General features: G+C 63.9%; 18 protein-coding genes and 4 tRNA genes. 21 read left to right on the top strand and 1 reads right to left on the bottom strand.

The window, feature by feature from the left end:
• Positions 1–20: 20 nt before the first annotated feature.
• Positions 21–1454 carry a histidine kinase gene (locus tag ADJ95_RS05070; RefSeq protein WP_152691706.1) on the bottom strand — a complete coding sequence of 478 codons (1434 nt, stop codon included), beginning with the start codon at positions 1452–1454 and terminating at the stop codon, positions 21–23.
• Positions 1455–2039: 585 nt separating this feature from the next.
• Between ADJ95_RS05070 and ADJ95_RS05065 the strand changes: the two genes are divergently transcribed.
• The 21 genes from ADJ95_RS05065 to ADJ95_RS04965 all read left to right on the top strand — a co-directional run bounded on the left by ADJ95_RS05065 (position 2040) and on the right by ADJ95_RS04965 (position 23915).
• Positions 2040–3404 (top strand): hypothetical protein, encoded by a 1365-nt coding sequence (locus ADJ95_RS05065; RefSeq protein WP_049333211.1) that lies wholly within the window; start codon positions 2040–2042, stop codon positions 3402–3404.
• A gap of 221 nt (positions 3405–3625) precedes the next feature.
• Positions 3626–4681 carry a 3-isopropylmalate dehydrogenase gene (locus ADJ95_RS05060; protein WP_049333209.1) on the top strand — a complete coding sequence of 352 codons (1056 nt, stop codon included), beginning with the start codon at positions 3626–3628 and terminating at the stop codon, positions 4679–4681.
• Positions 4682–5195: 514 nt separating this feature from the next.
• The gene (locus ADJ95_RS05055; protein WP_049333207.1) at positions 5196–6293 is read left to right on the top strand and encodes a branched-chain amino acid aminotransferase; all 1098 of its coding nucleotides are present in this window, start codon (positions 5196–5198) and stop codon (positions 6291–6293) included.
• Between the two features lie 237 nt (positions 6294–6530).
• Complete coding sequence (locus ADJ95_RS05050) at positions 6531–7283, top strand: fumarylacetoacetate hydrolase family protein (protein ID WP_049333204.1); 753 nt, start codon at positions 6531–6533, stop codon at positions 7281–7283.
• 58 nt (positions 7284–7341) lie between these two features.
• The gene (gene gltX / locus ADJ95_RS05045) at positions 7342–8853 is read left to right on the top strand and encodes a glutamate--tRNA ligase (RefSeq protein WP_049333203.1); all 1512 of its coding nucleotides are present in this window, start codon (positions 7342–7344) and stop codon (positions 8851–8853) included.
• A gap of 2 nt (positions 8854–8855) precedes the next feature.
• Positions 8856–9308, top strand: a complete 453-nt coding sequence (locus ADJ95_RS05040) for a hypothetical protein (protein ID WP_049333201.1) — start codon at positions 8856–8858, stop codon at positions 9306–9308.
• Positions 9309–9615: 307 nt separating this feature from the next.
• Positions 9616–9691: transfer RNA gene (locus ADJ95_RS05035), tRNA-Gly, on the top strand.
• A 551-nt stretch (positions 9692–10242) separates the two neighbouring features.
• Positions 10243–10314 (top strand) — tRNA-Gln (locus ADJ95_RS05030).
• Positions 10315–10336: 22 nt separating this feature from the next.
• A tRNA-Glu gene (locus ADJ95_RS05025) sits at positions 10337–10409 on the top strand.
• A 580-nt stretch (positions 10410–10989) separates the two neighbouring features.
• A tRNA-Val gene (locus ADJ95_RS05020) sits at positions 10990–11064 on the top strand.
• A 147-nt stretch (positions 11065–11211) separates the two neighbouring features.
• Complete coding sequence (locus ADJ95_RS05015) at positions 11212–12075, top strand: hypothetical protein (RefSeq protein WP_049333199.1); 864 nt, start codon at positions 11212–11214, stop codon at positions 12073–12075.
• Positions 12076–12344: 269 nt separating this feature from the next.
• A complete protein-coding gene (gene def, locus ADJ95_RS05010) occupies positions 12345–12944 on the top strand; it encodes a peptide deformylase (protein ID WP_049333197.1) in 600 nt (199 codons plus the stop codon).
• 6 nt (positions 12945–12950) lie between these two features.
• Complete coding sequence (gene fmt, locus ADJ95_RS05005; protein WP_049333194.1) at positions 12951–13919, top strand: methionyl-tRNA formyltransferase; 969 nt, start codon at positions 12951–12953, stop codon at positions 13917–13919.
• Positions 13916–15880: an RsmB/NOP family class I SAM-dependent RNA methyltransferase gene (locus ADJ95_RS05000; RefSeq protein WP_049333192.1), complete on the top strand. Its 1965-nt coding sequence runs from the start codon at positions 13916–13918 to the stop codon at positions 15878–15880. The genes fmt and ADJ95_RS05000 overlap by 4 nt, the downstream gene beginning before the upstream one ends.
• A gap of 164 nt (positions 15881–16044) precedes the next feature.
• Positions 16045–16746 (top strand): ribulose-phosphate 3-epimerase, encoded by a 702-nt coding sequence (gene rpe / locus ADJ95_RS04995; RefSeq protein WP_049333191.1) that lies wholly within the window; start codon positions 16045–16047, stop codon positions 16744–16746.
• 347 nt (positions 16747–17093) lie between these two features.
• Positions 17094–18173, top strand: coding sequence for an iron-siderophore ABC transporter substrate-binding protein (locus ADJ95_RS04990; RefSeq protein WP_049333189.1), 1080 nt, complete (start codon positions 17094–17096; stop codon positions 18171–18173).
• Positions 18174–18260: 87 nt separating this feature from the next.
• A complete protein-coding gene (locus tag ADJ95_RS04985; RefSeq protein WP_053088810.1) occupies positions 18261–19670 on the top strand; it encodes a hypothetical protein in 1410 nt (469 codons plus the stop codon).
• Between the two features lie 151 nt (positions 19671–19821).
• Positions 19822–20736, top strand: coding sequence for a hypothetical protein (locus ADJ95_RS04980; protein ID WP_049333188.1), 915 nt, complete (start codon positions 19822–19824; stop codon positions 20734–20736).
• 124 nt (positions 20737–20860) lie between these two features.
• Positions 20861–21940 carry a FecCD family ABC transporter permease gene (locus ADJ95_RS04975; protein WP_239662793.1) on the top strand — a complete coding sequence of 360 codons (1080 nt, stop codon included), beginning with the start codon at positions 20861–20863 and terminating at the stop codon, positions 21938–21940.
• Complete coding sequence (locus ADJ95_RS04970) at positions 21940–23067, top strand: FecCD family ABC transporter permease (protein ID WP_049333186.1); 1128 nt, start codon at positions 21940–21942, stop codon at positions 23065–23067. The genes ADJ95_RS04975 and ADJ95_RS04970 overlap by 1 nt, the downstream gene beginning before the upstream one ends.
• A gap of 44 nt (positions 23068–23111) precedes the next feature.
• Positions 23112–23915, top strand: coding sequence for an ABC transporter ATP-binding protein (locus tag ADJ95_RS04965; protein WP_049333362.1), 804 nt, complete (start codon positions 23112–23114; stop codon positions 23913–23915).
• Positions 23916–23969: the final 54 nt, after the last annotated feature.

The raw sequence follows: 23969 nt of genomic DNA, 5'->3' as shown, positions 1-23969 counted from the left end.
GGTAGTAGAGGGCACGGGTATTAGAGGTCGCGGTAGGGCAGCGCCGCCTCAACGAGCCAGCCGCCGTCAGGCTGCAGACCGTAGGTGAGGGAGCCATGGTAGAGGGCGATGCGCTCGCTCATGCCGCGCAGACCGTTACCGCTACCGGGTACAGGTCGGGCGATGTGCTGAGCCGCGGCAGAGGAAACCGGACCGTTCTGAACCCGCAACTGCAGGCCGTCCTTACCCCAGTGAATGGTGACGGTGGTTGCCGCGCCGGGGGAGTGCTTGAGGGCGTTGGTGAGCGCTTCCTGCACGGTTCGGTACGCCGCAAGTTCGGCGCCCTGCGGTAGGGTGCGTGCCATGGTGCCAGTGATTCCGGTGAAGGTGACGGGCAGCCCGGCGCGGCGGCTCTGCTCCACGAGGGCGGGCACGTCGCTGAGGGTGGGCACGGGTGCGTAGGTGGTCGCCTCGTCGGTGCGGAGTAGCCCGAGGAGGGAACGCATCTGCGTGAGGGAGTCGCGTGCGGTGTCTGCGATGAGTTCGAGGGTTTGCTCCGCAATATCCGGCGTGCCCTGCTGAGCTTGACCCGGCTGCTCTGCCTGTTCGGTCTGTTGCTCTGCCTGCTGCGCCTGTTGTGTTTGCTGGGCGCGGGCGGTGCGGGCGCTCGCGGCGGCGTAGCGTGCCCCGTCTGCTTGAGAAATAATGCTGGAGAGCGAGTGCGCCACGATATCGTGCATTTCACGGGCGATGCGGGTGCGTTCATCCTGCGCGGCGAGGCGGCGTTCCTGTTCCTGCTCGTATTCGAGGCGGCGGGCGCGTTCTTTGAACTCTTCGCTGCGCAGTTCGCGCATGCGGCGGGAGTCGCCGAGGAACCAGAAGACGGTGAAGATGGATCCGCAGAGCACGCCGAGCATCAGGCAGATGAAGATGCGGGCGGGTATGTCGTCCCAGTGGTAGAGGAACGAGAGCGAGGCCTGCACGGTGACGGCGAGTGCGCCGACCCAGCCGAGAATGAGGGCGCGGAAGCGGGCGCGGCGGGTCCAGTGCCTGCCGGTGTGGTAGGCGGCGAGGCTGACCGGCGGGTAGCAGGTGATGACGAGTGAGTCAGGGAAGGGGGTCACGAGGGTGAGACAGAGCGCCGCGATGACCACGTAGATACTGCCGTAGGGGAAGCGGTAGCGGAAGTAGAGCGCGGTGGTGCTGCAGAGCGCGGAGATGACCGGGATCCAGCCGTAGCCGTTGATGAAGGCAACGGAGAGTACGCAGCAGAAGAACTGCATGTGCGCGACGACGATGAAGTTCATCCAGCCGCGTTTGTCTCTGAGGTAGGTTTGTACGCGGCTGGAGGCGGTGATGGCGTCAGCGGGCAGGTCGCCGCGCGGGGTGCGGTGACGAGTTACCGAGTTGCCGGGTTCGTCGGCCGCCGTGCTGTGCTGTGGGTTCTGCTGGGGTTTTGTGTGCTTGAGGGGCATATGTCCAGTGTAACGATGGGGTGAGGGGAGTACGGCGGGTATAGGAGGCCCACAAAATGCGCTGACGTGCACATAGTGTGTGTGGGTATATCTTTGTCTGTGTGTGATTCTGTGTGCGCGACACGCTGAAATACAGGATTATTTATGAGCTTCGCCACATTAAATCAGATTTTTCTCTCAATCACCGCTTGAGGGTTTGGGGTTATATGGGGTTTGAATTTAGGTGTATATCACTAAAAACTTTCTTAAGTAACCTATTTGGGTTGAAAAACCTTCAATCTTAACGGAGGGTTTTTGTTATAACCCCTCATCAGGGCTCTATTGAAAACCATTGCGGGGGTTGGATTTGGTGGGTATAGTTTTACCTGTATCGTCACCCGGCGTGTAGAAGGTTGAGCCCATCGGGCGCACCAAGGCCCCTTGTGGGACGCTCCCACGCGGAACGGTACAGCATTATGTTGTTATCATCCGGGGTCGGAATACTGTCCGGCTTCACTCGCTCAATCGCTTTGGTGAATTGTCACCGTGCACGACGATGGGTGATAACTCTTATTCCTCAAATGACATCACTCTCGAAGGACATATATGTCTACTAACATTTCTCGCCGCAAGGTTGTTGCGGGCGCAGCATGGGCTGCTCCGGTTGTCGCGGCTTCTGCCGTTGTTCCGGCTTTTGCTTCCTCCACCGAGTGCGAGTGGGCTTCCTCCGCTGCTTACAGCGTTGAGGGCACCTCCGCAGGTGCTAAGAGCACCACCTCCTTCACCGTTCCCGAGCGAGTCGACAAGATTAAGTTCGAGGTCGTCGGCGGTGCCGGTGGTACCAACTACGACGATATGGCAGCAGGTTCCGGTGCTAAGATCGCCGGTATCATCGAGGTCAAGCCCGGCCAGACCGTTCAGCTCATCGGTGCAGCCGGTGGTATCGGTAACGGCCCCCTGACTGCAGCTGAGGGTGGTGAGGGCTACGGTAACGGCGGTTCCTCCAGCCTGCCCAACCCCGTCCCCTCCAGCATCATGCAGCAGGTCAACACTATTTGGCCCGCTAGCTCCCCCCTGAAGCGTATTACCTACTCCGCTTCCGGTGGTGGCTCCTCCGCTCTGGTCATCGACGGCACCCCCGTTGCTGTTGCAGGTGGCGGCGGTGGCGCTGGCTTCATCAACAACGGTGGCGCTAACAACAACCCCGACTACATGGAGCCTGGCGCAGTGACCGCTTCTTGGCAGTGGCCTTCCGGCGCAAAGCGCAACGGCAACATCATCTTCGGTTCCACCGGTGGTTCCGCTGACGGTGCATCGGGTTCTGCAGGTCTTGAAGGCTTCGGTATCTACGACGCTGACAGCTCTATCCGCGAAACCGTTGAAGCCGGTGAAGGTGGCGCAAACGGTATCGGTGGTAACGGTGGTTCCAAGACCGCTCTGCACACCGGCAAGTCCCCGAACGGCGTTCTGGGCTTCTACTCCACCAACAACCAGGAGATTTACCAGTCCTCCAAGTCCGGTAACCAGGGTGGCTCTGGCTTCAAGGGTAACGGTGGCGACGGTGTAGCATCCTACTCCTACCTGATCGACAACAACGATCGCACCAAGAAGGAAGAGGGTACCCACAACGGTACCGGTTACGCTCTTGAGTACAAGTCCATCGGCTTCAACTTCAACGGCTACGAGTCGGTCATCTCCGCAGGTGGTGGCGCAGGCTACGGTGGCGGTGGCTCCGGTGCTTCCAGCTCCTCCTCCGCAATCGTTCTGACCCAGAAGTGGAACAACAACCCCAGCGGTATCCGCCAGAACGTCTCCTTCGGCCAGCTCGGCGGCGGCGGCGGCGCAGGTGGCTCCTACGTTGCTCCCGGTGTTTCCGGCGGTACCATTACCTCCGCAGGCAACGCTCCGACCGCTCGTAGCACCCGTGGTAACGGCTACGTGAAGGTTACCCTCTGCCAGCGCACCGCATAATTAGCGGTAACGTTTTAGGTACTCGACCCCACTCGGGGTAGAAATACCATCTCTTTTCCCCGGCTGATGATTCAGCCGGGGAAAAGTGTTTTAACCCTCCTGTTAGCCACACTGCGGGTCTTCCCACCCGCCCGGAACGACCCGGACTCCGACGGCCCAGACTCTGAGAACCCGCCCGCGCACCCTACCGCCCGCCCCCGAGCGCGTATTACGGTAGAGGCATGACTGAAGCACGTAGCATCGACCTCGCCGTCATCCCCGGCGACGGCATCGGCCCCGAAATCATTACCGAAGCCCAGCGCATCCTCACCCGCGCCTGCGAGCTCGAAAACATCACCGTCAACCCCGCCCAGTACAAGCTCGGCGCCGAGCACTGGCTCGAAACCGGTGAGACCCTGCCCGAGTCCACCATGGAATCCCTCAAGAAGCACGACGCGATTCTCTTCGGTGCCATCGGTGCCGACCCGCGCAGCGGCAAGATTCCCTCCGGCCTCATCGAACGCGAAATGCTCCTGAAGTTGCGCTTCGCCTTCGACCACTACATCAACCTGCGCCCCTCCCGTCTGTACCCCGGCGCAGTCTCCCCGCTTGCTAACCCCGGCAACATTGACTTCGTCGTTGTGCGTGAAGGTACCGAAGGCCCCTACATCGGCAACGGCGGCGTGATTCGCCAGGGCACCCCGCACGAAATCGCCACCGAAGTCTCCCTCAACACCGCGCACGGCGTGGAGCGCCTGGTGCGCTACGCCTTCGAGCTGGCCTCCACCCGCCGCAAGAAGGTCACCCTCGTGCACAAGACCAACGTGCTCACCCACGCAGGTCGCCTCTACAACCGCTACTTCGCCGAAATCGCGGCTGAATTCCCCGAGGTTGAGACCGACTACCTGCACATTGACGCGACCACCATCTTCATGGTCACCGACCCCGCACGCTTCGACGTGATCGTGACCGATAACCTTTTCGGCGACATCATCACCGACCTGGCCGGCGCGGTCACCGGCGGTATTGGCTACGCCGCCAGCGGCAACATTAACGCCGTCGGCGAGTTCCCCTCCATGTTCGAGCCCGTACACGGCTCGGCACCGGACATCGCCCGCCAGAACAAGGCCAACCCCACCGCCGCAATCCTCGCCGGCGCGATGCTGCTGCGCCACCTCGGCTACGATGCCGCCGCGGCCCGCATCGAGGACGCCGTCGAGGCGGACATGCGCGAGAACGGCGCCACTGTGCGTGGCACCGATCGGGTTGGCGCGGACGTGCTCGCACGCCTCGGTTAATACTTGCCCGGCTAAAACTGGCTCGGCTAAAACGTGAACTACGCTAGTGAAGCCCGGAAGGAACGCACCTTCCGGGCTTTACCTGTGCCTGCCCCGCGCTCGTCTGCCCACGCTCGTGGCTACATATATCTGTGCGGGCGGGGGAGAGGTATCCACTGCCGCTAGGTTTAAACCCGCCCGCCGAACCTGACCTGCGAAACCCACCTGTTCACATCCTGAATGGGGTAAAAGGTGCACATGCGGCAAAAGCATCTTTCCGGTACTCTAAAACAGTCGAGCACACCCGCCCGACCTCCTCGGCGGTGGATACCCTCCACCGCGTACCTTGATGCATCCACGCTGCTCGAAAGCACGAACCGTCCCCACGGATGCACCACCTGCCTCGGCACCGCGCCCACCGCACACACCCCGGCGCATCAGCGGCCGCAGGCAGCCCCGGCCGCTCCCACCGTGCGAGAGCGACCGAACTCGAAGAACGCAGAATGATGCATTAGACGAAGAGGAACGCAGAACGATGGCCATCGAATTCAGCCACGAAGCAAACCAGTCACCCGCCTCCGCCGAACGCCGCGAAGAAATCCTCAAGAACCCCGGCTTCGGCGACTACTTCACCGACCACATGGTCACCATCGACTGGGAGGGTGACTACAAGACCGGCGGCACCTGGTACGACGCCCGAGTCCACCCCTACGGCCCGCTCGTTCTGGACCCCGCAGCATCCGTCTTCCACTACGGTCAGGAAATCTTCGAGGGCATTAAGGGCTACCGTCACGCCGACGGCTCCGTGTGGACCTTCCGCCCCGAAAAGAACGCCGCCCGCTTCGCGAACTCCGCGCACCGCCTCTCCCTGCCGCAGCTGCCCGCCGAGACCTTCATCGAGTCCCTGCGCCAGCTGATTAAGGCGGACGAATCGTGGGTCCCCACCGGTGACGGCGAGGCCTTCTACTTCCGCCCCTTCATGATCGCAACCGAGGCATTCCTGGGCGTTCGCCCGGCCCGCCACGTGCAGTACCACGTGATTGGCTCGCCCGCAGGTAACTACTTCGGCACTCCCGAGCCCGTGGACATTTGGCTCTCCACCACCTACGCCCGCGCGGGCGAGGGCGGCACCGGCGCAGCCAAGTGCGGCGGTAACTACGCGGCCTCCATGATCGCCCAGACCGAGGGTGAAAAGCACGGCTGCAAGCAGGTGATCTTCAAGGATCCGCACCGCGGCGACGCCATCGAAGAGCTCGGCGGCATGAACGTGTTCTTCATCTTCGGCAAGGAAAACAAGATCGTCACCCCCGAGCTGACCGGCACCATCCTGGAGGGCGTGACCCGCTCCTCGCTGATTCAGCTGGCCAAGGACCGCGGCATGACCGTGGAGGAGCGCGCCATCACCCTCAACGAGTGGCGCGAGGGCGTGGCCAACGGCGACATTACCGAAATTTTCGCCTGCGGTACCGCAGCAGTGATTGCCCCCATCGGCAAGCTCAAGGCCGAGGATTTTGAGATTCCGGCACCCACCGAGCACTTCGGTGAGATTTCCAAGAGCCTGCGCGAGGAGCTCGTCGGTATTCAGCTGGGTACCGTTGAGGACCGCCACGGCTGGATGACCCGCCTCATCTAATCTTTCACGCGAAATCCCCGCGGGATGCGCTCCCACCCGGAACGCACCCGCGGGGATTCGCTGTGCCCGGTCAGTGCTGTGCTCAGCGAATATTGCGCGCGGCGTTGATAGCGCGAGGACAGGGGAGGGGAGGCGCACTCCGCCGAACCTAACAGCGTTGAACCCCGCCGGGCTAAAACCTGCCTTGCCAATTCCGCGCCGCCGCCCACACCCTCGAAGGCTGGTACCCTAGAAAGTATGCGTATTGCACGATTTACCGTAAATAATGAGCTCCACTTCGGGCTGGTCGAAGGCGAAGCGGGCGAAGAGACCCTGCGCGTCATCGCCGGCGACCCCTTCTACTCGGGCGTCGAACCGACCGGCACGACCTACCCCATCGATCAGGTGCGTCTGCTCGCCCCGATCATCCCCCGCTCCAAGGTGATTGGAGCGATCGCAAACTGGGCAGGAACCGAGGCGCCCGCCTCCCCGCAGTTCTTCCTCAAGCCCAACACCACCGTGATCGGCCCCGGCGACCCCGTGACCCTGCCCGAGTACTCCGAAGCCGTCAGTGCAGAAGGTGAACTCGCCGTCGTTATCGGTCGTATCGCCAAGTCCGTGCCGCTCGAGCGCGTGCACGAAGTCATCTTCGGCTACACCGTGGCCAACGACCTCACCGCCCGCGACCTGCTCGAGGACCGCCAGTGGACCCGCGCCAAGGGCTTCGACGGCGCCACCCCGCTCGGCCCCTGGATTGAAACCGACCTGGACACCGACTCGCTGAACATCACCACCTGGGTCGACGGCGACGTCGTGCAGGAGGGCAACACCTCCGAGATGCACTACTCCGTGGCCGAACAGGTGGCCGCAGCCTCCGAAATCTTCACCCTACTGCCCGGCGACGTCATCCTGACCGGCACCCCCGCCGGCGTCAGCGTGCTGCGCGACGGCAACGAAGTAGAGGTCGAGGTCGAAGGCATCGGCTCCCTCGTCACCCGCGTGCGCGACTAAGCCGCCCGCGCCCCACACCATCTACCGTCCATCCTGAACACACCGTCAAGGAGACAACATGACCGAGTACCACGGTCCCGAACTCAACACCCCCGCAGACACCCGCGTGCGTTTCTGCCCCTCGCCCACCGGCACCCCGCACGTGGGAATGGTGCGCACCGCCCTCTTCAACTGGGCCTACGCACGCCACACCGGCGGTAAGCTCGTCTTCCGCATCGAGGACACCGACGCCGCACGCGACTCCGAAGAGTCGTTCAACCAGGTGCTCGACTCCCTGCACTGGCTCGGCATCAACTGGGACGAAGGCGTGGGCGTTGGCGGCCCGCACGAGCCCTACCGCCAGTCCGAGCGTAAGACCGCCGGCATCTACAACGAGATCTTCGAAAAGCTCGTTGAGGGCGGCTACGTGTACGAGGACTTCTCCACCCCCGACGAGGTGAAGGAACGCCGCAAGGCAGCCGGCCAGGACCCGCAGCTCGGCTACGACAACTACGACCGCAACCTCACCGAGGAGCAGAAGGAAGCCTACCGCGCTGAGGGCCGTAAGCCCGTGTGGCGTCTGCGTATGCCCGACGAGGACATCACCTTCAACGACCTCGTTCGTGGTGAAATCACCTTTAAGGCCGGTACCGTGCCCGACTACGTGGTCGTCCGCTCCAACGGTGACCCGCTGTACCCCTTCGTGAACCCCGTGGACGACGCGCTCATGGGCATCACCCACGTGCTGCGCGGCGAGGACCTGCTCTCCTCCACCCCGCGTCAGATTGCGCTCTACCGCGCGCTCATCGACACCGGCGTGACCACCTTCATCCCCGAGTTCGGCCACCTGCCCTACGTCATGGGTCAGGGCAACAAGAAGCTCTCCAAGCGCGACCCCGAGTCGAACCTCTTCCTGCTACGCGATGCCGGCTTCATCAAGGAAGGTCTGCTGAACTACCTGTCCCTGCTGGGCTGGTCCCTCTCCGCAAACCAGGACGTCTTCAGCATCGACGAGCTCGTCGAGCACTTCGATGTGCACGACGTTGTGGCCAACCCCGCCCGCTTCGACGTGAAGAAGGCGGAGTCCATCAACGGTGACCACATCCGTGCGCTCGACCCCAAGGACTTCCGCGACCGCCTCATCCCGTACCTGCAGGCTGCAGGCGTACTCGGCGAAACCCTCACCGAGCGCCAGGAGCAGGTCCTCACCGAGGCCGCACCCCTCGTCCAGGAGCGTATGCAGCTGCTCGGCGAGGCCCCCGGCCTGCTCGCCTTCCTCTTCAAGAGCGACGACGAGATTACCGTGGCGGACGACGCCCGCAAGCAGCTCAAGGAATCCGCACCGCAGGTGCTGGCCGCCGCCATCGAGGCCCTGGAGCCCCTCGAGGACTTCACCGCCGCCAACATCGAGGCAGCGCTGCGCTCGGCCATCGTCGACGGCCTGGAAATCAAGCCGCGCCTGGCCTTCGGCCCCGTGCGCATCGCAGTGTCCGGCGAGCGTATCTCCCCGCCGCTGTTCGAGTCCATGGAGATCCTGGGCAAAGATTCCTCCCTCGCACGCCTGCGCAAGCTGGCCGCTGAGCTGGGCTAACCATGAGTCGGCCGAATAACCAATCCATCATCGGCAAGGCGCTGTTCAAGGGCACCCTCATGGCGCTCACCAATGCCTGCATTATCTGGCTGATTCTGTACATCGCCAACATGGACAAGTCCGTCTTGATGGTGGTCGCTGTTGTCGTTGCGGCAGCCTTCGGGTACGTGACCGCCTACATCGAGGCGCGCGCCGCCCTGAACGCTCAAGAAGCTCAGGCACGGCACGCCCGCGGTGGCGACGTCAGTAGCTCCTCGTCTGACGGCGTAGACACTTCGGATTCTTCGGACTCTTCGGATTCCTCGCGTGAAGAGGATGACAAAGATGACTTCGTGGACCCGGGCCCCGACCCCTACGCCGGCGACTTCGACTCCGGCTCAAGTAGCTCCGACTACAGCAGCTCGGACTCCGGAGGCGGCGATTCGGGCGGCGGCGATTCGGGCGGCGGCGACTAGCGCCTCCTGACACCTGCCTGAGCGGCCGGATACTCGGCATGCTCGTAATGCTAAACATTCCCCCTCTTGACGGAGGGTTTACCGGAATATCTTCCGGGAAACCCTCCGCCGGGAGGGGGAATTTTTGTTGGTCAAAGAAAAATTTTTGTGATGGATAATCCATCTATATTCGCTTGTCAATGCATTTTTATGCGTAAATTTTGGGGCCTGGGATGCGCAGAGGAGAAAGCTTTGGGTTGCACACTCTGTTCGGTATCCGTATAGTTATATCCGTTGCCGCGACAAACAAAGTTTGAAGCGAAAACATGCGGTTGTAGCTCAGTTGGTAGAGCACCACCTTGCCAAGGTGGATGTCGCGAGTTCAAGTCTCGTCAACCGCTCCACTGAAAGCCCCGAGGTTCGCCTCGGGGCTTTTTCGTTGTCTCCAAAAGTTTTGTGTCTTAGTGAATAAATCTGCGAGGGGTGGGGGCGGGTGGAAGTGAAATCCCTGGAGAATGGCGAGGCGTTGAAGCGGGGGCGCGGGATGCGGTAATTCTGTGCCGGTCAATCCCGCACTAACCCTCTAGCTTGTCCGAGGTGTTTTCCGAATCGGATACCTTGAGCTGATTTCTAGGTAGTGGCAGGGATTCAAAAAATCTTCAAAAATTTTGGTGGGCAAATCGTGCGGGGGAGGGGCGGAAACTGCGTTCTGGACCCTCCTTCGACTGCTTTGAGGGGCTAAAATTGGCTCCAGAGCCCTCTCTTTGAGGTTTTTTAAAGAATTTTTTGACCCCAAAAACCCCGGAATTCTGCGGAAGTAGCGGATACTAGGGTGAGAGTGTGAGGCAGGTTACCATATTTTGGCTTGCGTGCCCCCCGAAAGCCCCGTATAGTTATTACTCGTTCCGGTGATGAGCCGAAAGGCGAAAGGCGGAACGGTAACTCAATAGAGTAATGGGATATGGTGTAATTGGCAACACGAAGGTTTCTGGTTCCTTTGTTCTAGGTTCGAGTCCTGGTATCCCAGCTAACCTCCATCTGGAGGTTGCGGCCCCATCGTATAGCGGCCTAGTACTCCGCCCTCTCACGGCGGCAACACCGGTTCAAATCCGGTTGGGGTCACACTAGGAAAGAAGCCTGGTTTCTTCGGAAGCCAGGCTTCTTTGTTTATGTCTTTATTCGTTAGAACTCTCTGGCTCTGCGGTGCCGCCGTGAGCCTCTCACGGCGCCGCTCCTTACGTCGCGGCACTCCGGGGCATGATGGATTTCCTCGCACGCTCGGCATCATGCCCCTCCGTCACCGTTACAAACCGGTTGGGGTCACACTAGGAAAAAAGCCTGGTTTCTTCGGAAGCCAGGCTTCTTTGTTTATGTCTGTATCCGTCGGAAGACCTTTTAGATTCTATGGTGCCGCCGTGAGCCTCTCACGGCGCCGCTCCTTACGTCGCGGCATTCGGACGCATCATGAATTCCCTCGCGCGCTCGGCATTATGCGCCCTCATCACCATACAAACCGGTTGGGATCACACTAGGAAAAAGCCTGGTTTCTTCGGAAGCCAGGCTTTTTTGTTTATGTCTTTATTCGTTAGAACTCTCTGGCTCTGCGGTGCCGTTCCGATGGGAGAGGGCGGCAAAGTTTTTCAAAAAAGTTGGTTCCTCAATTTGACCTCCCCTCAAACCGTCGGTATAGTCTTATCCGTAAGCGTGATTGGCGCAGTGGTAGCGCGCTTCGTTCACACCGAAGAGGTCACTGGTTCGAACCCAGTATCACGCACCAAAGAACCCCCGTTTCAAGGAACGGGGGTTTTATTGTGTCCACCCCGGCACACCCTCCACAAAGGCTCCGAAACCCCGCCGACCGCTCGGTCGCCCCGCCGAGGGAACGCCAACCCCGACACGGCCCCACCACGAACGAGGTACCCCCGTGACATCACCCGAACTCGCAACCTCCACCGACTACGGACGAATGTACTCCCGCAAGCGCGGGGGAGAACTGCTCGTGCCCTCCATTACCACCGTCATCGGCCAGCACGCCACCGACCTGAGCGGCTGGCACGGATACATGGCCGCCAAGGCCGCACTCGAAGACCAGCGCGCCTACCGCGCCTCCGGATCCCACGGCCTCAAGTTCGCCATTATCCGCGACGCCGCCAACGCCTCCGAACGATACCGCGACGCAGCCGCCGCCCGAGGCGACCGTGTGCACAACTACGCCGAAAACGTCGCCCTGCGCGCCATGGGACGTGACCACGACGTCGCCGGATGCCGCGAGCTGCTCATCGCTAACGGCGAGCAAGCCTACGCCGACCGCTTCGACGAGTGGTGGGAAGCCTTCAACCCCCGCCCCCTCGCCGCCGAAATCACCATCTGGAACGACACCGTCGGCTACGCTGGCACCCTCGACCTCGTTGCAGAAATTGCGGGCCGCACCTGCATCATCGACTACAAAACCAAGGGCACCGACAAGCGCGGCCGCGTCAAAGCGCTCGACGAGAAGGTCGTCATGCAGCTCGTCGCCGGCCTCAAAGCCGAAGAATCCCTCGTCGACCCCGACGCCGGCACCTGGGAACCCTGGAAGTACGGGGACGCGCCCGTGCTCATGGGCGTGGCCCTCGGTGAGACGCAGGTTCTGCCACAGCAGGCGAACCCCGCCATCCTCGAACGCAACTGGTACAAGTTCTGCGCCCTGCGCCGCGTCTGGGAATTCGACCGTCAGGTGCAGGAATTCGAGGATCCCGCGCTCATGCCCGTGGTGCCGCCGCCCACCGAGCGACGCTCCGCCGCGTAGCATCACGAGGCAGGGCCGACCGGAACGAACCCCCGGCCGCTCCGCTCAGCTCCCGCGGCGACGACCGGCCCGGGGGTCCGGCTCGGAGACTCCTCCCGGGGACTCAACCCGGAGACTCAACCCGGAGACTCAACCCGGAGACCTCGGCCCGACACCCTCTAGATTTACCCACCCCGATTCGGGGACAATGGGGGAGAGCCGCACCCCGCGGCACCCCACCGAATATCCGTTAGCACATTAGACCGGCCCGGCGCCGGCAGAGGAGAACTATGACCATTCTGAGCATCCGCACCGTGGGCGACCCGGTGCTGCGCAGCGTCTGCGAACCCATCACCGTCTTCGACGACGACCTGGCGCGACTCATCGACGACATGCTGGAAACCATGTACGACGTGGGCGGCGTGGGGCTTGCCGGACCGCAGATCGGCATCTCCAAGCAGATTTTCACCTTCGGTGGCATTGACGACCGTGAGGGCTACATCATCAACCCCGTGCTCGAGGTCGGCGAAGAAGACCAGGAAGGTGGCGAAGGCTGCCTCTCCGTGCCCGGCCAGAAGTCCGCGACCCCGCGCAAGAACTGGGCGCGCGTGACCGGCGTGGACCGCCACGGCGAACCCCTCGTGCTGGAGGGCGAAGGCCTGTTCGCCCGTATGCTGCAGCACGAGACCGACCACCTGCACGGCAAGCTCTTCATCGACCGCCTGGTCGGCGAGGACCGTCGACGCGTGATGCGTGCCCTGCGCGCCGCAGACTACAACACTGTCGCCGCGAAGACCGTGACCGAGCGTGCAACCCGCGTGGGCGGTGCCTTCGGCGGCGCGTTCGGTGCAGGTTCTGCCGGTTCCTCCTTCGGTAGCTTCGGAAAGTAGGCTCACATGCTCAATATCATTTACGCAGGCACCCCCGACGTTGCCGTGCCCCCGCTCGACTACCTGGCGAACTCCGATAAGGTGCGCGTGGTCGGCGTGCTCACCCGCGAAGACGCCCCCGTGGGCCGCAAGCGCGTGCTCACCCCCTCCCCGGTCGCGCAGCGCGCCGAGGAGCTCGGCCTGCCCATCGTGAAGGCAAACCGCTGGAACGACGAAGCCGCCGCAGCCATCGCAGAGCTGAACGCCGATGCAGCCGCCGTGGTTGCCTACGGTGCGCTGCTGCCCCTGTCCGCGCTGGAATCCCTGCGCTACGGCTGGGTCAACCTGCACTTCTCTAAGCTGCCCGCCTGGCGCGGTGCCGCCCCCGTGCAGCGCGCCCTCATGGCCGGCGAGCAGGAAATCTTCTCCACCACCTTCCTGCTCGAGGAGGGCCTGGACACCGGCCCCACCTTCGAACAGGAATCCACCCCCGTGGCCGCCGACGACACCGCAGGCACCGTGCTCATGCGCCTCGCAACCAGCGGCGGCGCGCTGCTTGAACGCACCTTCGAACGCCTCGAAGCGGGCGAGAACGGCACCGTGCAGGTCGAGGACGAATCGGTCAGCTACGCCTCCAAGATGAGCATCGCCGACGGCCGCCTCACCTGGACCGAACCCGCCGAACAGATCCTGGCACACTTCCGCGGCGTCACCCCCGAACCCGGAGCCTGGTGCGAACTGGGCGAAAACCGATTCAAGATTGGCGGCCTGGCTGTTGCCGATGAGCGCCTGGTGCAGTCCCTGACCGAGACAAACGGCGGCCCCCTCGCACCCGGTGCGGTGCGTCTACACGCGAAGAAGGTACTGGTCGGCACCGGTACCGACCCCCTGCAGCTGCTACAGGTTCAGCCCGCCGGTAAGAAAATGATGGATGCGCCCGCCTGGGCTCGCGGCGCTGGCAAGGACATGGCGGAAGGCCTGGTGGTACTCGCATGAGCAACGAAAAGCGCCCCTACCAGGGAGGACACGGCAAACCCGGTCACTCCGGTAAGCCCGGCAACGGCAAGTTCAGCCAGGGTAGCGGTCAGGGTAAGTTCAACCAGGGCGGCGGCCAGGGCGGCGCGAAGCGTAAGCGTCGCCGCCGCTCCGGCTCGGGTAATGGCTCGGGTGCAGGCGAGCAGAACCGCCAGCAGAAGTGGGATAACAACTCCCGCGGCGACAAGAAGCGCTTCGAGCCGCGCGGCGAAAATCGTCATGAGAACCGCGCAGAATCCCGCACCGGCCGCCGCTTTGACGGCCTGACCAGCGTCGAACGCGCCGAACGCCGTGCCAAGACCGCGCACGAGGACACCAAACGCGGTGGCGGCGGCACCTCCCAGCGCAATAAGAGCGGCCACGAACGCAACCGCCGCTCCATGTCGGCCCGGGAGTTCTCGGCGGCGGCACCCTCCGCACGCTCGCGCACCGCAGACACCGCACGCGCAACCGTCTTCGACGTACTGCGCTCCGTGGCGGAATCCGACGCCTACGCGAACCTCGTGCTGCCCAAGGCGATTCGTAGCCACCGCCTCGACCACCGCGACGCGGGCTTCGCCACAGAGCTGACCTACGGCACGCTACGCCACCAGGGCACCTACGACGCGATCCTGCGCCACTGCGTGGACCGCCCCCTCGAGAAGGTCGGCACCACCACCCTGATTGTGCTGCGCATGGGCGTGCACCAGCTGCTGAACATGCGCGTTCCCGCCCACGCGGCGCTGAACCAGAGCGTGTCCCTGGCCCGCGAAAAGATCGGGTCGGGCCCGGCAAGCTTCATCAACGCGGTGCTCCGCCGCGTCTCCGAGCGAACCCCCGAAGAATGGTACGAACTCATCATCGAGGAGGCCAAGGACGACACCGAGCGCATGGCGCTGCTCGCCTCGCACCCCGCCTGGATTGTGCGTTCCATGCGCCAGGCACTCGTCGCGCACGGCCGCCCCGCCTCCGAAATTGAGCAGCTGCTCGAAGCGGACAACCTCGCCCCGGTGGTGAACCTGGTTGCGCTGCCCGGCCTGGGTAGCCTCGACGAGGCACGCGAACAGGGCGCCGTGGACGGCGAACTGGTCGAGGACTCGGCGCTGTACGCCTCCGGCGACTTGGCACGCCTGGAATCCGTACGTGAAGGCACCGTCCGCGCCCAGGATGCCGGCTCCCAGCTGGTGGCACGCGCGCTCGCCGCAGCCCCCCTGGACGGCCCCGACACCGCATGGCTCGACCTGTGCGCCGGCCCCGGCGGTAAGGCGGCGCTCCTCGGCGCGCTCGGTATTCAGCGCGGCGCATCCCTGGTCGCCAACGAGGCGGCACCGCACCGCGCGCAGCTAGTGGAAGGCTCCCTGCGCCCCCTGCCCGAGGACAGCTACACGGTACTCACCGGCGATGGCCGCCAGATCCGCGAGACCCTGCGCAAGAACGCCTCCAACCTGCCCGGATCCATTGAGCCCGACCAGCTCTTCGACCGCGTGATGGTGGATGTGCCCTGCTCCGGCCTGGGCGCCCTGCGCCGCCGTCCAGAGGCGCGCTGGCGCAAGTCCCCGCGCGATATTGCCGAGCTGCTGCCCCTACAGCGTCAGCTCCTGGATGCGGCCATCAGCGTGACCCGCCCCGGCGGCGTGATCGCCTACGTGACCTGTTCCCCGCACGCGGCAGAGACTCAGAACATCGTGGCCGAGGTGCTCGAAAGCGGCGCGGTGAGCCTGCTCGACTCCGCCGCCGCACTGCGCGAAGTCGCCCTGCACACGGAAGGCCCGAACGGCGAGCCCGTGAGCGTGCTGGCGGGGGAGAAGGACCCCGGCCACACCCCCGAAATCAAGGTCAAGAAGGGTGCCCCGGTCGTGAACGCCTCGGCGACCACCGCTCAGCTGTGGCCGCACGTGCACGGGACCGACGCCATGTTCCTGGCCCTGCTGCGCAAGAACTAGGCTCCGGAAGCCTCGGGCGTAAACCTGGGCGTTTCAATCCCGCAGATCCGGAATTGCAGACCCGAACCCGCGCAAAATTAGACCGTCACTCGCCCCGCCCGGCCCATGCTCCATTCCCCGGAGCGCGGGCCGAGCGCGGGGGAGTGCAACGTAAGGACAACACAATGGGCATTGCCATTAACCCGTCGATTCTCTCGGCGGATTTCGCGAACCTGCAGCGCGAGCTCGAACGCATCGCGACCGCCGACGCCGCGCATATTGACGTGATGGACAACCACTTCGTGCCGAACCTCACCTGGGGCCCGCCGGTGGTCAAGCGTCTGCGCGAGGTATCGCCGGTGCCGTTCGACGTGCACCTGATGATTGAAGACGCCGACCGTTGGGCCCCCCAGTACGCCAGCATGGGTTGCGAGTCGGTGACATTCCACGCGGAGGCCGCGATTGCCCCCATCAAGCTGGCGCGCACCCTGCGTGCCGAGGGCGCGAAGGCCGGCATGGCGCTGCGCCCCGCGACCGCCGTGGAACCCTACCTGGACATGCTCAGCGAGCTGGACATGCTGCTGATCATGACCGTGGAGCCCGGCTTCGGCGGCCAGGCCTTCCTGGAGGTGACCCTGCCGAAGATTGCCCGCGCCGCCAAGGCGATTGAGGGCGCGAACCTGCCGGTGACCGTGCAGGTGGACGGCGGCATCACCAAGGAGACCATTCTGCGTGCGGCCGAGGCGGGTGCGACCTGCTTCGTGGCCGGTAGCTCGGTCTACGGTGTGGATGAGGCGCTCGGCGGTCCGGAGGCGGCCATCGCCTCCCTGCGCGCCGCGGCCGCCTCGGTGCAGCGTTCCAAGACCGGATGCGGTTGCGGCCACTAGCGGCCCTCGCCGATGGCGGAACCCCGGAGCCCGCGCACCCCGCTCGTACCTAGAAGGCATCACCGAAACCACGTGTGCCCCGTCGTGGGGAGACGCCCCGTCGCGAACCCCGCGGCGGGGCGTTTGCGCGTTGTAAAGGGGCGGGGAGAGGTACGTCTACGCGCTCGCTCGATTATTTTGACACTCTGTCAGCAAAATTATGACAAATATATGAAAAGTAAAAACCTTGAAAATCCGCGATAGGGCGGGTCGTTACGCCGGGAATGTATGCGAGACTCTGAATATCTTGAAGTGGCACTCAGATATCTGTAAGGTTAGGTATAGTTTAGTGATATCTAGGGAGAACTATGTCTTTCAACCGTTCCGAGCTGACCGACCCCGAGAACCAGGGCGCATCGGGCGTTAACCGCCGCGCCTTCTTCGGCCTGGCCCTCGCATCCTCCGCTGCCCTCGCCCTCGCGGCCTGCAGCAGCGAGACCACCACGACCACCACCTCCGGTGGCTCCGCATCGGGCGACTCGAACTCCGGTGGCACCCGCACCATCCAGGACGTCGATGACGAAAAGGTTGAGGTTCCCGCCAACCCCAAGAAGGTCATCGTGCTCTCCGAGCCGACCCTCGACGGCCTGCTGGCCCTGGGTGTGACTCCCGCCGGTTCCGTCTCCGGCCGCGGCCAGTCCGGCGTACCCAACTACCTCGCCGACCGCGCCAAGGACGTTCAGATTATCGGCACCGTTGCCCAGGTGAACTACGAACAGATCGGCAACCTCGACCCCGACCTAATCCTGGTCGACTCCACCGGCGTGGATAAGCGCTCTGAGGCCTTTGAAACCCTCAAGAAGATCGCCCCCGTGGTCTACTGCGGCTACGCCGGCGGCGACTGGCGCATCAACTTCCGCAACGTTGCGAACGCGATGAACATGGTCGACAAGGGTGAAGAGGTCATCAAGGCCTACGAGGCAAGCGCAGCGGCACTGAAGGAGCAGCTGGCCCCCAAGTACGGCGACAAGACCTTCTCCATCGTGCGCTGGGCGGGCAACGGCCCCGCCCTGATCCTCAAGGAACTGCCCGCCGGCCAGGTACTCAACGACCTGGGCCTCAAGCGCCCCGAGGCGCAGGACCGCAACGGCCAGGGCCACTCCGAACCGGTCTCTCTGGAGAACCTGGCAACCATCGACGCGGACTACATGTTCCTCGGCACCCTCGGCGGCGCAAGCCAGAAGAACCCGAACGCACAGGGTACCGCAGGTCTGCAGGGCGCCGAAGAAGCACTGAATAAGGCGAAGGAAACCTCCGGCTTCACCAACCTGAAGGCAGTCAAGGACGACCACGTGATTCTCGTGGACGGCTCCAAGTGGACCTCCACCGGCGGCCCGCTGCTGCTCAACGGCATTATCGAGGACGTCAAGAAGGCCCTGCCCCTCTAAGCCCTCACCCCCCCCTCTGGCTTCCCGTAGCGGCCCGGTCGCTGCGGGAAGCTTGCACGACTCACCACCTCGCAAGGAACAACCACCATGACCGATCACCGCCCCGCCCGTGCCGCCGCACGGTACGGCGCTGTCGTTGCGCTTGCCGGCGCGCTCGTGGCTCCCGGTGCGGCCCTGACGGCACCGACCGCATTCGCGGATTCCAAACTGCCGATTGGAATCGCCTCGGATCCGGCGGCCAGCCCCTCGGCCACCCCCAGTGCCGAGCCCAGCAAGACCGCGGACCCCACCCAGTCTGTTGCGCCGAGCCCCACCTCCGCGTCACCGAAGTCCACCGACTCCAAGCCCGCGAACCCCGTGAAGGCGACCGTGACCATCTCCACCGAAAAGTGGCGCGAAGGCAAGCTTGTGGTGCGCGGTGAAGGCTTCGTGAGTAATGCCCCCGGCCGCGGTGCCGTATTTGCGGTCAAGTTCCTGGACGCCCGCCCCGATGAGGCTCACCAGGCCATTAACCCCCTGACCAAGAAGGGCGGAAACTCGCCCGCGAACTTCATGGCAATCGCTAATGAAGACGGCACCTTCGAGGTTGAGGTTCCCCTGCCCACCACCGAAAACACCGGTCTGAGTGCTGAAGAACTGGCTAACGCAGGCTGGGCTACCGAAAATTCCGAGCACAACGTGCAGGTCCTCTCGGGCTCCCTGGGCGGAGCGGATGAGCAGGATAATAACTACGACCGTAGTGTGTCTATTCGACAGAAGATTAAGCTCAGCGACACCGCCCCCGAGTACAAGCCCACCGAGGCACCCGAAGCGATTCACGCGACCGCGCTGACCGACGGCAAGGGCGTGCAGGTGCGCCGCGATGGCTCCACCGTGACCGTGACCGTTCCGGGCGCGGAACCGGGCACCTGGGTGTACGCCGCAACCTACCTGGGGGATTCCCCGCAGGCGCTGTACGCCTCCGGCTGGAAGCGCCTGGACGATAACCGCAGCTTCAGCTACGAAACCAGCGAGACCATGCCATCGGCAACCTATCGCGTGGTCGTGCACAACGGTAACCAGGGCGCCGAGAATGCCGTGCTCGGCTTTGCCGACATGACCGTCGAGCGTGCCGCGGCACCCCGCGAGGACGCATCCGATGACGACCTGGGATCCTACGAGGCAGAGCCGACGCTCGCCACGGTGGTCACCCCCGCCGAGACCGTCGTGAACCGCGTGCAGGCCAAAGCGAAGGAAAAAGCTCCCCAAAGCACCGCCGCGAAGCCCGAGGCTAAGGCGACCGCCAAGGCTACCAGCTCGCCTTCCGCCTCGCCGCGTTCGACCACCAGCGCCTCAGCCAGCCCCACGGCCCTGACCGCTCAGGGCCCGACCGTTGAGGGCACCGAGCTGACCGGCGCGACCAAGTGGTTCGTCAACAACGCGAATAATCTGCTGCTCTCCGCGGCCGGCCTGGTGATTCTGGCCCTGGCGCTGACCAGCCGACGCACGAACAAGTAACCCCCCCAAGAGCCCGGGACCGCTCCCGATAGGGCTCACCCGACCTCCGCCGCCTTTTTTCGAGAATGAACGCGGCGGAGCCGGACCAGAACCAACGGGGCGCCCGGCAACGGGACCGCCGGCCGCCCCGGAAAAATGTGAAAGGACCACCATGCGTGCACCTTTTTCGGCTGCCTCCTCGAAGGCACCCTTCACCCGCAAAGCCCTGACCGCCTGCGCCGCGGCCTCCCTGGCCCTGGGCCTGGGAATGGGTAGCGCCTCCGCCCTGCCCCCGGGCGGCGCGAAGGCTTCCACCCCCGGTACCTCCTCGACCGTCTCCTCCTCCGTGAGCGAGCACGGCGTGATTTCCTTTACCCTGAGCGGTTTCCCCGCGAACACCCAGGTGTCGGTGAAGGTTGACGACGGCAACCTGTGCCCCTCCGATGCGGCTCAGGGCGCCTGCGTGGTGCACCAGCAGATGAGCGATGGCAACGGTAACGTCTCCGGCTCCTTCGTTCTGCCGGATGTTGGCGCCGGCACTCACACCCTGCGATTCCTGGCTACGGGTGAGAAACACGATAAGGACGGCAAGTACCTGGGTACCGAGGCGTACAGCAACCGTAGCCCCGAGTTCACCGTGACCTCCGAGGGCGGCTCCGATTCGTCGAACTCCTCGAAGTCTTCCTCGCACCGCACTGGCTCCGAGGACTCCTCGAGCTCACAGGGCGATGAGTCGAACGGCGAGGTCGAGACCGTGTACACCGATGCCGAGGGCAACGTCATCTCCAAGGAGGAGTACGACCGCCTGAACGCGGAGGCCGGTTCGTCCGAGTCTGCTTCCGCATCGGCTGAGCCGAAGGAAACCGTGAAGGCTACCGCGAGCGCTTCGGCCTCCTCGAGCGCCCCCGCACGCGGCAGCGCCTCGGTGCCTTCGGCCTCGGCATCCGCATCGGCTTCGAGCGTGAATAACGCCGAGAAGACCGTGCAGACCGTGACCTACGGCGCCGCATTCCCGTGGGTCGGCGTGATCGTTCTGGGTCTGAGCCTGGTCGCCGCCGCAGCCGTCTTGGTGATTCGTAAGCGCTAATATCTCTGAACGTCGGAGGCGGGTGGGGGAGTGCCCCTCCCGCCCTCGGCGTTTTCTCGCGTCGGCACGCACCGTGCCTGCGTCCCCTGTTTTTGTCCTCATCGAGCATGTCTATAGGAGCAATGTGACCGTCAAGAGTGCATCGCCCAGGCCCGCTCCGCACGAGATGACGACGTCCCCGGCCCGCGTGAAGGATTCCGTGGTACAGGGCCGAAAGCTGGGCCGCCGCCTGGCCTGGTTGGCCCTGCTGGCGCTCCTGCTGGTGGTCGCGGTGGTTGCCTCGTTGCTATTCGGGTCGAATAATCTGCCGCCGGATCAGGTGGTGGGGGTGTTGACCGGGAATGCCTCGGAGGAGGCCCGGACCATCGTCATGGAGCAACGCGTTCCGCGTACCCTGGTGGGAATTATCGTGGGCGCGGCCCTGGCGATTGCGGGTTCGCTCATGCAATCCCTGACCCGCAACCCGCTGGCCGAGCCCGGCCTGATGGGCGTGAACGCCGGCGCCTCGGTGGCCGTCATTGGCTCCGTGGTGGCGTTTGGCGTGATGGGCATTTGGCAGTACATGATTGCCGCGACGATTGGTGGCGCGCTGGCCGCGATGCTGGTGTACACCCTGGGCCGCGGCCGTGACGGGTCGATCGTGAAGCTGGCGTTGGCGGGTGTGGCGATTTCTGCCGCGCTGTCGGCGCTCGCGCAGGGCCTGCTGCTTGCCAATCAGGATGCGTACAACGAGTTCCGCCTGTGGGTTTCCGGTTCTCTGGAGGGTCGTGGCATGGATATCGTCTCGACCGTTGGCCCCGTGATTGCGGTGGGCGTGCTGATCGCCTTTGTGGTGGCCCCGGCCATTAACGCCCTGGGCATGGGCGAGGAGGCGGCCACGAGCCTGGGCGTGAGCGTGCGTACCACGCAGAACCTGACCCTGCTGTCGGTGACGGTGCTGGCCGGTGCCGCGACGGCCGCGGTGGGCCCCATCAGCTTTGTGGGTTTGGCGGTGCCGTTCGTGGTGCGCGCCCTGCTCGGTAACGATGTGCGCTGGGTGAACTACGGCTCGGCCCTGCTGGGGCCGGTGTGGCTACTAGGCGCGGATATTCTGGCGCGCGTGCTGGTGGCCCCGCAGGAGACGCAGGCGGGCATCGTGGCGACCCTGGCTGGTGCTCCGGTCTTCCTGTTCCTGATGACTCGTCGTAAGGTGGAGGCGCTCTGATGTCGAATAGTTCTGTTTCGGCGCGCTCCGCGTCGACTTTTTCCTCGGCTACTGTTTCCGCGGCTGCCGGGGCGGGGTATCCCCGCCGCGGTCGCGACCTGGGCGGTCGTCCCGTTCTGACCGTGCGCGGGCCGCTCAGCGCGCAGATTCCGTGGCGCGTGGTCATCCTGAACGTAATCCTGGTGGCGGCTATCGCTTCGCTGGCCTTCTGGGGCATGTTGCAGGGCGATTACAAGCTCGCCTCCGAGAAGGTCATCCCGGCGCTGCTGGGTGAGGGCAAGCCGATTGCGGTAACCTTTGCCCAGCAGCGTGCGGCGCGCATCGTGGCGGCCCTTCTGGTGGGTGCCGCGCTGGGCCTTTCTGGTTCGATCTTCCAGGTGATTTCGGGTAACGCCCTGGGCTCGCCGGATATTATCGGTTTCACGAACGGCGCCGCGACCGGTGCCCTGCTGCAGATTATTGTGTTCAACTCCGGGCCCGTGGAGGTGGCGCTGGGCGCGGTGATTGGCGGCCTGGCGACCTCGATTCTGGTGTGGCTGATGACGCGCAATACGGGTCTGCACGGTTTCCGCCTGGTGCTGGTGGGTATCGGCGTGGGTTCGACCCTGGCGGCCTTCAATGCGCTGCTGGTCGTGCGCGCCTCCCTGACGCAGGCGCAGACGGCGGCCTCGTGGCTGGCCGGCTCGCTGAACGATATGACCTGGGAGCGCACGTACTCGCTGCTGGGCCTGCTGCTGGTCGTGACTCCGTTGCTGCTGATGCTGGTTCGCCCGCTGGGAGCCATTCGTTTTGGTGATCAGGTGGCCTCCGGCCTGGGTGTGAGCGTGAACTCCTACCGCGTCGCAGCCCTCTTCATCGGTGTGCTTTTGGTCTCATTGGCGACCGCGACGACCGGACCCATCGCCTTCGTGGCCCTGGCCGCGCCGCACATCGCGAAGAGCCTGGGACGCATCGGCGGGGTGGGTTTCACCTCCTCGGCGCTCATGGGTGCGCTCATGGTGCTCGGTTCCGACCTCATCGGTCGATTCGCTATTCCGGGCCGCATCATTCAGGTGGGTGTGGTGACTGGCGCTATTGGCGGTCTCTACCTGATTTATCTGATTTATCGTGAAAGGACGAGGAGCTAGTGAGCACGAAGACTAGCGTGACCAGCCGCCTTGAAGGCGAGCAGATGGTGGTGGCCTACGGCGAGCACACGGTGCTCAACGGGGTGGACTTTCAGGTTCCCGAGGGTGAGCTGACCGTTATCCTGGGCCCGAATGCCTGCGGTAAATCGACGACCCTGAAGGCTCTGGCCCGCGTGAATCCGCTGAAGGAAGGCGAGGTGCGCCTGGATGGCACGCCGCTGCCGCAGATGAAGTCCCGCGCCATCGCCAAGATTCTGGCGATGCTCCCGCAGACCCCCGAGGCGCCCAGCGGCGTGACCGTGGCGGACGTGGTGGCGCGCGGACGTTACCCGCACCAATCGCTGCTGCGTTCCTGGTCCGAGGAGGACGAGCGGGCCTGCGTGGAGGCGATGAAGGCCGCGAACGTCCTGGAGCTTGCGGAGCGTCCGATTGAGGCGCTCTCGGGCGGTCAGCGTCAGCGCGTGTGGATCGCCATGACCCTCGCGCAGCAGACCCCGCTGATTCTGCTCGATGAGCCGACGACCTATCTGGACATCACCCACCAGATTGAAGTGCTGAACCTGACCAAGAAATTGCACGCCGAGGGTCGAACTGTTGCCGTGGTGTTGCATGACCTGAACCTCGCTTTCAGGTATGCTACTCATGTTGTGTTAATGAAGCAGGGACGGATTATCGCTCAAGGTGATCCTCGTGCAATAATTACACCGGAACTAATTCAGGAAGTTTTTGATCTTCAATCGATCATTATTCCTGATCCGTGTACTGGAACTCCTTTGGTGATTCCGAAGGAACACCAGGACATCCATATCGCCGCCGACGCTATTTCGGCGGCCCGCGAAAGCGAATAGTTTTCGCCCCTAAGCCGCGTGGGAGTTGGCGCCACCCGTATCTATACGGGAGGA

It is taken from the genome of Rothia mucilaginosa, assembly GCF_001061665.1.
Lineage (GTDB): Bacteria > Actinomycetota > Actinomycetes > Actinomycetales > Micrococcaceae > Rothia > Rothia mucilaginosa_A.
Note: the sequence above shows the minus strand (reverse complement) of the source record. Positions and strands in the feature narration are given on the sequence as shown.

Bases quoted from the DNA above. Each gene is read 5' to 3' on its own strand.
- ADJ95_RS04970 (WP_049333186.1), top strand. From the start codon at position 21,940: ATGTCGAATAGTTCTGTTTCGGCGCGCTCCGCGTCGACTTTTTCCTCG.
- gltX (WP_049333203.1), top strand. From the start codon at position 7,342: ATGACCGAGTACCACGGTCCCGAACTCAACACCCCCGCAGACACCCGC.
- ADJ95_RS05000 (WP_049333192.1), top strand. From the start codon at position 13,916: ATGAGCAACGAAAAGCGCCCCTACCAGGGAGGACACGGCAAACCCGGT.
- ADJ95_RS04985 (WP_053088810.1), top strand. From the start codon at position 18,261: ATGACCGATCACCGCCCCGCCCGTGCCGCCGCACGGTACGGCGCTGTC.
- ADJ95_RS05065 (WP_049333211.1), top strand. From the start codon at position 2,040: ATGTCTACTAACATTTCTCGCCGCAAGGTTGTTGCGGGCGCAGCATGG.
- rpe (WP_049333191.1), top strand. From the start codon at position 16,045: ATGGGCATTGCCATTAACCCGTCGATTCTCTCGGCGGATTTCGCGAAC.
- ADJ95_RS04980 (WP_049333188.1), top strand. From the start codon at position 19,822: ATGCGTGCACCTTTTTCGGCTGCCTCCTCGAAGGCACCCTTCACCCGC.
- ADJ95_RS05055 (WP_049333207.1), top strand. From the start codon at position 5,196: ATGGCCATCGAATTCAGCCACGAAGCAAACCAGTCACCCGCCTCCGCC.
- ADJ95_RS05060 (WP_049333209.1), top strand. From the start codon at position 3,626: ATGACTGAAGCACGTAGCATCGACCTCGCCGTCATCCCCGGCGACGGC.
- ADJ95_RS05040 (WP_049333201.1), top strand. From the start codon at position 8,856: ATGAGTCGGCCGAATAACCAATCCATCATCGGCAAGGCGCTGTTCAAG.
- ADJ95_RS04990 (WP_049333189.1), top strand. From the start codon at position 17,094: ATGTCTTTCAACCGTTCCGAGCTGACCGACCCCGAGAACCAGGGCGCA.
- ADJ95_RS04965 (WP_049333362.1), top strand. From the start codon at position 23,112: ATGGTGGTGGCCTACGGCGAGCACACGGTGCTCAACGGGGTGGACTTT.
- fmt (WP_049333194.1), top strand. From the start codon at position 12,951: ATGCTCAATATCATTTACGCAGGCACCCCCGACGTTGCCGTGCCCCCG.
- ADJ95_RS05070 (WP_152691706.1), bottom strand. From the start codon at position 1,454: ATGCCCCTCAAGCACACAAAACCCCAGCAGAACCCACAGCACAGCACG.
- def (WP_049333197.1), top strand. From the start codon at position 12,345: ATGACCATTCTGAGCATCCGCACCGTGGGCGACCCGGTGCTGCGCAGC.
- ADJ95_RS05050 (WP_049333204.1), top strand. From the start codon at position 6,531: ATGCGTATTGCACGATTTACCGTAAATAATGAGCTCCACTTCGGGCTG.